The 6,071-nt window shown below is 60.4% G+C and carries 7 protein-coding genes; 1 reads left to right on the plus strand and 6 read right to left on the minus strand.

Annotated elements, in window-relative coordinates:
- The 5 genes from H1Y01_RS19340 to H1Y01_RS19360 all read right to left on the minus strand — a co-directional run.
- Window positions 1–827, minus strand: an 827-nt coding sequence (locus H1Y01_RS19340; protein WP_180542497.1) for an MBG-2 domain-containing protein, incomplete at its 3' end; no start/stop codon positions are given.
- Between the two features lie 27 nt (window positions 828–854).
- Window positions 855–1,418 carry a hypothetical protein gene (locus tag H1Y01_RS19345; RefSeq protein WP_180542498.1) on the minus strand — a complete coding sequence of 188 codons (564 nt, stop codon included), beginning with the start codon at window positions 1,416–1,418 and terminating at the stop codon, window positions 855–857.
- 2 nt (window positions 1,419–1,420) lie between these two features.
- The gene (locus H1Y01_RS19350; RefSeq protein ID WP_180542499.1) at window positions 1,421–2,782 is read right to left on the minus strand and encodes a hypothetical protein; all 1,362 of its coding nucleotides are present in this window, start codon (window positions 2,780–2,782) and stop codon (window positions 1,421–1,423) included.
- Window positions 2,783–2,789: 7 nt separating this feature from the next.
- Window positions 2,790–3,827, minus strand: coding sequence for a hypothetical protein (locus H1Y01_RS19355; RefSeq protein WP_180542500.1), 1,038 nt, complete (start codon window positions 3,825–3,827; stop codon window positions 2,790–2,792).
- Between the two features lie 43 nt (window positions 3,828–3,870).
- Window positions 3,871–4,845 carry a hypothetical protein gene (locus H1Y01_RS19360; RefSeq protein WP_180542501.1) on the minus strand — a complete coding sequence of 325 codons (975 nt, stop codon included), beginning with the start codon at window positions 4,843–4,845 and terminating at the stop codon, window positions 3,871–3,873.
- 295 nt (window positions 4,846–5,140) lie between these two features.
- Between H1Y01_RS19360 and H1Y01_RS19365 the strand changes: the two genes are divergently transcribed.
- On the plus strand, window positions 5,141–5,593 hold the full coding sequence (locus H1Y01_RS19365; RefSeq protein WP_180542502.1) for a helix-turn-helix domain-containing protein: 453 nt from the start codon (window positions 5,141–5,143) through the stop codon (window positions 5,591–5,593).
- Between the two features lie 297 nt (window positions 5,594–5,890).
- Here H1Y01_RS19365 and H1Y01_RS19655 read toward each other — a convergent pair.
- Window positions 5,891–6,071, minus strand: a 181-nt coding sequence (locus H1Y01_RS19655; RefSeq protein ID WP_219341706.1) for a hypothetical protein, incomplete at its 5' end; no start/stop codon positions are given.

The raw sequence follows: 6,071 nt of genomic DNA on the forward strand, positions 1-6,071 counted from the left end.
GTTACTGCTCCCGCTCGGATAGAGACCGGGCTAACTTTAAACACGGGCTTCGCTTTGGCAACGGTAAGTTTCCCCGGTGCTTGAGTCAGGGCGTAGTTAGCGAGTTTGTTATTAGGGTCGATCAGAGCGGGAATGACGGAGTGTTCCCCGACCGCGCTGCTGTTGTCCGCAGTGCTCGTCGCTATGGCCGTGATTCCGTCCGGATTGGAACTTACCGTAGCGGTGAACGGGGGATTGGGTTCCCCGTAACACCGGGCCGCGCCTTGCGCCGTGACAGTCAAAGGAGCCGGCGTTACGGTCAGAGTTCCAGAAATCGGAACCGGCGTGTAGTTGACCAGTTTGTCCACCGGGCCCGTCAGAACTGGAACGATGTCATAGTTCCCAACGGAGCTACCGGAATCGGCCGCGCTGTTCGCTGTCGCGGTCAGGCTGTCCCGATTCGCGCCCACCGTCACAGGAAATGCCGGGTTATCGGCACCGTACGGGCGGGTCGCATTCCCGGCCGTCACCGTGACCGCAGCCGGCGTTATCGTCAGCTTTCCTGGCTCCGTCTTCAAATGGAAGCGCTCGCTGTGCGTTTTGCGTAACTCTTCGTAAGCCACGAGCGTGGGCACAATGTCGTAGCCTTGATCGTTAACCGGGCTGTCAACCGTGGCTTCCGTCTGGCAAAGTACGTCGAAATGGGGTGTCTCCACGCCGTGAGGTTTGATCACCTTATGCGTGAAGACAGGATTGTTTTCACCGTACACCCGCGTCTTATCTTCGGCACGGATGATGACTGTCGGCCGGCCCTTCTCTTCCAATTTTTCTTCGCTGTTACGAGCCATACGAGTCTCCTCTCAAACACTCTAATGTCATCTGATCTCCGGAACAACTTCCTGTCGATCTTCCGGGCGGGAGATGATTTTCTGCCCGATATTGGTCGTCTGCACAGACACCGACGTCGACCCCACCCGTTCCGCGATCTCCTGCCAGCACCCGGCCAACGCCTTCGTCGATAGGTCGAGCGGCTCCCGGCACTGTTCGATTCCCTGCTTCACGCTGTTGGTCCACGGGATCCATTCACCGCGCCGTTGGTGGCCCAGGTTCGCCAGATCCTTCAAACTCTCGTACGAAACCAGCTCCACCGCGTACTGTTGCCCGATGCGATGAACCCGTTCCTGACAGATCGTGAGCGCCTGCCGGGCCGCGTTCAAATCTAGCGCATGCCCCGCCCGCTTCTGCGCGGATCGGGCCGCCCTCAGGCCCTCTTCCAGAAACCCCATCATGTCGAGAATCACGTCTCCCAAACGGTCCACCAGCGCCGCATCGCCTTTCGCCGGTTTGTCCTCGACCACGGTTAGCCGCAAAGCGACCAGGGTGTCCCGCAACTTACCCAGTTCTTGAATCAGTTCCCGGAATTTGGCCTCGAGCGCCATCGTTATCTCCTCACAAGCTCCTGATAGAACTTCTGGGCGATCACACCGGGGCGCGCCAAACGCCGGTTCAACGCGATGCGGCTCGCCCCGATCAGATAACGCTCCGAAACAATGCCCGGATCCGTACCGGCCGCCAGACGGCACGCCGCTTCTTCCACAATCTGCTGATCTTTCTTCTGGAAATGCACCACCTGCGCCAGCGATTTGTTGCCCAGCGTTTCAAACGGCTGGAAACACATGGCGTCCACCGCTTTCGCGCAAGCCTCGGGAAAACTCTTCAGGATTTCCTCGGGAATGTTTCCCGCGCGCGGATTCGAATAGATCCGGGTCCAGGCGCGCCGGTATGCTTCCGCCTCATCGGTAAAGCCCATGCGCCGCAACAGCTCCACGCTGATGAGCGTCCGCAGATACGGCGTTGGATGAACACCGTCCGGATTGAACCCAAACACCAGCGCCGGCGCGCGGCCCACCACATCCATCAGTGACCCCACCACTTCCGGCCCGCCCAACAACAGCGCGCTCATATCGGCGAACATCTCGCGATTCCAGCGCGCCCACACGGACGCCACCGAGCGTCCCAGCCCCGCCTTCAACAGCCGCAGCGCCACGTTCCGCGGAATCACTTTGGACAGCCCCAGCTCGGTCTGCAGATTGTGGCTGACCTCGTGCATTACCGCCCCCAGCGTCCACGGATTGATCAAACGGTGATAAGGCAACTGCACCAGTGGAAACGGATTCAACTGACGCCCGAGCTTTCGGATCGCGATCCCCCGGCGGATCGTGGCCGGCGCGAAACCGGTCCGCATAAAACAGAACGGAGGCGGAGCCGGTATCGATTTGGCGACGCCCAGGTTGCTGAAGATCGCCTGGTAGCAATCCATGGCGATGCGATCACAACTCAGCAGCCACTCCCCATATGGCATGGATTGCCGCTGACCGAACAGTTCGAAGTAGAAGTCCCAGATCTTCTCAATGCCCTGGACCCACTTGTGCGCCCTGTCTTTGTGGCGCACAACGTTCAGGAGTTGCGGTGAGCCCGGCTCTTCGCTCGCCGCCGCAACAGCCTCGGTCACGCGCCCCGACATCCCCAACAATCCAGCGCGCAGTTTGGTGATCAGCTGATTCACCACCTGGATGTGGCCTTCGGACGGCGACGCCGGACCGGTGCCGAATTCCTCGCGCCGGAACGGCCGCAGCGCCGCGGCATGCCGGGTTACGTTGATCGATTGCGCCCGCAGCCAGGAGGGCAGTACGGCCGGAGCCGGAACGGCCCTCTTAAGTCGCGGCCTCCCCGTCGCGGACGCCGGGCGCGCCGGATCCTTACGTATCCCTGCTTTGGGCAGAGTTTCCGCCAGCGCTGCCATTGCATGCCTACCGGATTACTTGTCCACAGCAGCGGCAATAGGCCGGGGCCGGGGCGACGGCCGGAGCAACGGCCGGTGCCGCGGTGGCGACGACGCCGGCGCCGGCGCAGGCCGGACAGATGCACTGACCCGCGACGATCCGTCCGGTCCGTGTGGCAACGCGAGTGCCGGGAATCACGGAAGCACCCGCCGCGTGAGTTACACGCCGGCCGGCTCCCTGTTGAACCCCATGTTGAACGCCATGTTGAACCCCATGTCGGGCAACATGGTGCGGAACTCGAACCAGTCTGCCGCCAATGCGGTGGTATCGCCAGTGCGGACGTACGATTCCGTGTCCGATGGTCCGCCCGGCCGTCCGATGGAAGCGCTTTTCGATATGGTTGTGCCGGCGCATGGCGTGAGCCCGGCGTGCCGGATGCCCAAGCACGTGCCGGGTCGTCCGGGTAAGGGTCCGGACCGCCATGCGCGGCGTAACGGTTCGGCCGTGCGCCGCCTGGCGCGCTACGCTGTGCACCGTTTTGCGCGCGATCTGCGGAACGACCTTCAATAACCGGCGAGCGCCGGGTTGCCGGTGCAGGGTGCGCGCAATCTGGCCCACCTTCCGCGTCAGCTGCGGGGTTACCCGCGTGACGGCCCGGACTACCTTCGGCATCAGCCTTTTGGCCGCGGGCGCGAGCGCCTTGGCTGCGACCGGCAGGAGTTTCGAAGCGGCCATCCCGATCAACGGCAGAAAGTGCTCCGCCGCTTCCTCTTCGGTTTCGGCTTCCGCCGCCAGTTCTCCCAGGTGCTCCATCATGGCGTCCGGATAAATCTTGCGGATGGGGCTGAGCTCCTCTTCGCTTTCGAACTCGTCCTCGTACTCACCCTCGGCTTCAAATTCGAGCTCGCCTTCGTCCTCGAACTCGAATTCGCCCTCCCCTTCAAGTTCGTCTTCGAACTCGAGTTCTTCCTCGCCTTCCTCCTCCAGCTCAAGTTCGCTTTCGAGTTCCGGCAAGATCTCCGTTTCGTAGTGGGCTGACCCACATGCTTCGCACAAGCGTGCCATTTCTCATTTCTCCTTCGATGTTCCGATTCCTGGCGGCCGGGGGTCAGCCTCGCGTGGCCATACGACGCCGTTGAACGCGGCGAGGGCGCTGCGGGCGCTTGTAGGACTTGCTCACTTTCATGTTGCGCACCAGCGCGGCCGTGCATGCCTTGCGGCTGCCGAGCACGCGCTTCATTTGTTTCACCGTCGCGCGAGCCGCTCGTCTCCGGGTAACCGGCACACCGCGCGCCGCCTGGCGTTTCAGGTCCTTTGCCGCGCGACGCATAATCGTGGGCAGCAAGCGAACCATCGGGCGGGTCGCGCGGCGCTTCCGGAGGATGCGGGCCAGCACCGCGGTGCCTTTCACCATATGCGGGAGTACGCGGCGCAGGGTACGCCGGTCGCGCGGCGAAATCACCGTCACGGCGGAAGCCCCGGCCATTGCCTCGGCCTCGCCTTCATGCTGTTCGTGAGAGGCCGCTTCGGCCAGCATCTCGGCCAGCGCTTCGTTATGCGTCAATTCGTGCGAGGCGATTTCGTGCGCCATTTCGGCCTCACCCTCGTATTCACCCTCTTCTTCGCCCTCGAACTCGTATTCCGACTCGTACTCGCCCTCGCCCAGCAGCGAGCCCGCGGCCTTGCCCAGCATCCCGCCGACCGGACCGCCGATGGCCGTGCCCACCAGTGGAGCCGCAACCTTGGCCACATTCTTCAATACCGGCGCCACTTTCTTCAGAAACTTTCCGATTCCGCCGAAGAACTGCTCGGTTTCGAACTCGCCTTCGAATTCATCCTCGCCTTCCGATTCACCGAATAAGCCGCCGATCGCGTTACCGATAGCGCCCCATTCGCCCTCGCCTTCCTCTTCATACTCGGCTTCGTACTCTTCTTCGAGCTCCTCCTCGCCCTCGGACTCGCCAAGAAGGCTGCCGATAGCGCTGCCGATAGCTCCCCATTCGCCTTCGGCTTCTCCTTCCTCCTCGCCTTCGTGAAACTCGTTCTCGAGTTCTAACTCGAGCTCGCCTTCGTGGTCTGCCATTGCGCTCACCTCCTTTAAAATGGTTGCGACACATCAACGATAGTTTTCGGCATCGATCTTCGTCTAGTCGCTTTTTGCGGCTAACCATTTCGTAGTCGCTCATTTTTGTTAGCTAGAACGCGATTTTCTAGAGTTTTTTGGTCTAATTCGTGTTATTAAACCTTTGTTGGGGTTTCTCGAACAACTCAGTAGCGTTGGAAAGCACGACTAACCGGTCGATCCGCGAGTCCCCTAAAAATGCGACTTGCAACGTGCGAAATCGGGATGATACCGTTAACTCCCGCGGCGGTGCGCAATGAAAGATGTGGAAACAGCTTCGACTGAAGAACTGGTACGGCTCCTCGTGGAGCGATCGGAGTGCGCGGCCAACCTGCATGGCGTTCATGAGCCTAACGCGGAAGATGTCTTGTTCGACATCAAAGTCGAAGAATCACGCTATCTGCTGGTCCGTTTACCGAAGCCTCCGCAACAGAGTGTTCAGCTTAGCCCGCGCGAGCGGGAAATCGTTCGCCTGGTCGCACGGGGGCACTCGAACAAAATCATCGCGGACGTTCTCAGCATCAGTTCGTGGACGGTATGTACGCACTTGCGCCGAATCTTCGCAAAGCTGGGCGTAGGTTCGCGCGCGGCCATGGTTGCCTGCATGCCGGAACTGAGCCGAACAGCGGCCTCGGCTCAGGAGCCGCCGGTGATCAATCGGTCCGAACGCGATCTTCATTTCCGCGCCGCGGGTCCCGCAGGCAAGTAAAATGTCTGCGATTCATGAACGCGTCGGGATTTGCCAGTGCCTCCTGCCTCCAAAACCGCGACATAGCCAGTAAACGCTTCGTCAAATAGAAGGGGCTATTCAGTATTTCCAAACCGCAGCATAGCGAATCACCTACCTTCGTCGTTGATCTAAACCTATCTGACGAAGAACTTGTCGTAGCTTCGCGTGGGTTCAATTTTCAGGGTTATTTCGTGGTTCCCGATAACAAAGACAAACCCACAAAATGGCTGAAGCTATGGTAAAGGGACGCGCGTTTTATAGTTCCTGACGGCGCGCTCAATAGGCTGTCAGTGAAACGTTGTCGATATCGACTTGCCCCAATCCCAAGCTTTGTATGGAAATCCCAAGTCTCTGACCAAGATGGACAGGTTGCGCGCCCGTCTTAACAACAATCGTATCTTCCAGAAACGTACCGGCCGCAGGAAACAAACCGGCACCCGACGAAGCAAGGGGAGTG

This window comes from Nevskia soli (genome assembly GCF_903970205.1).
Taxonomy (GTDB): Bacteria; Acidobacteriota; Terriglobia; order Bryobacterales; family Bryobacteraceae; genus Bog-113.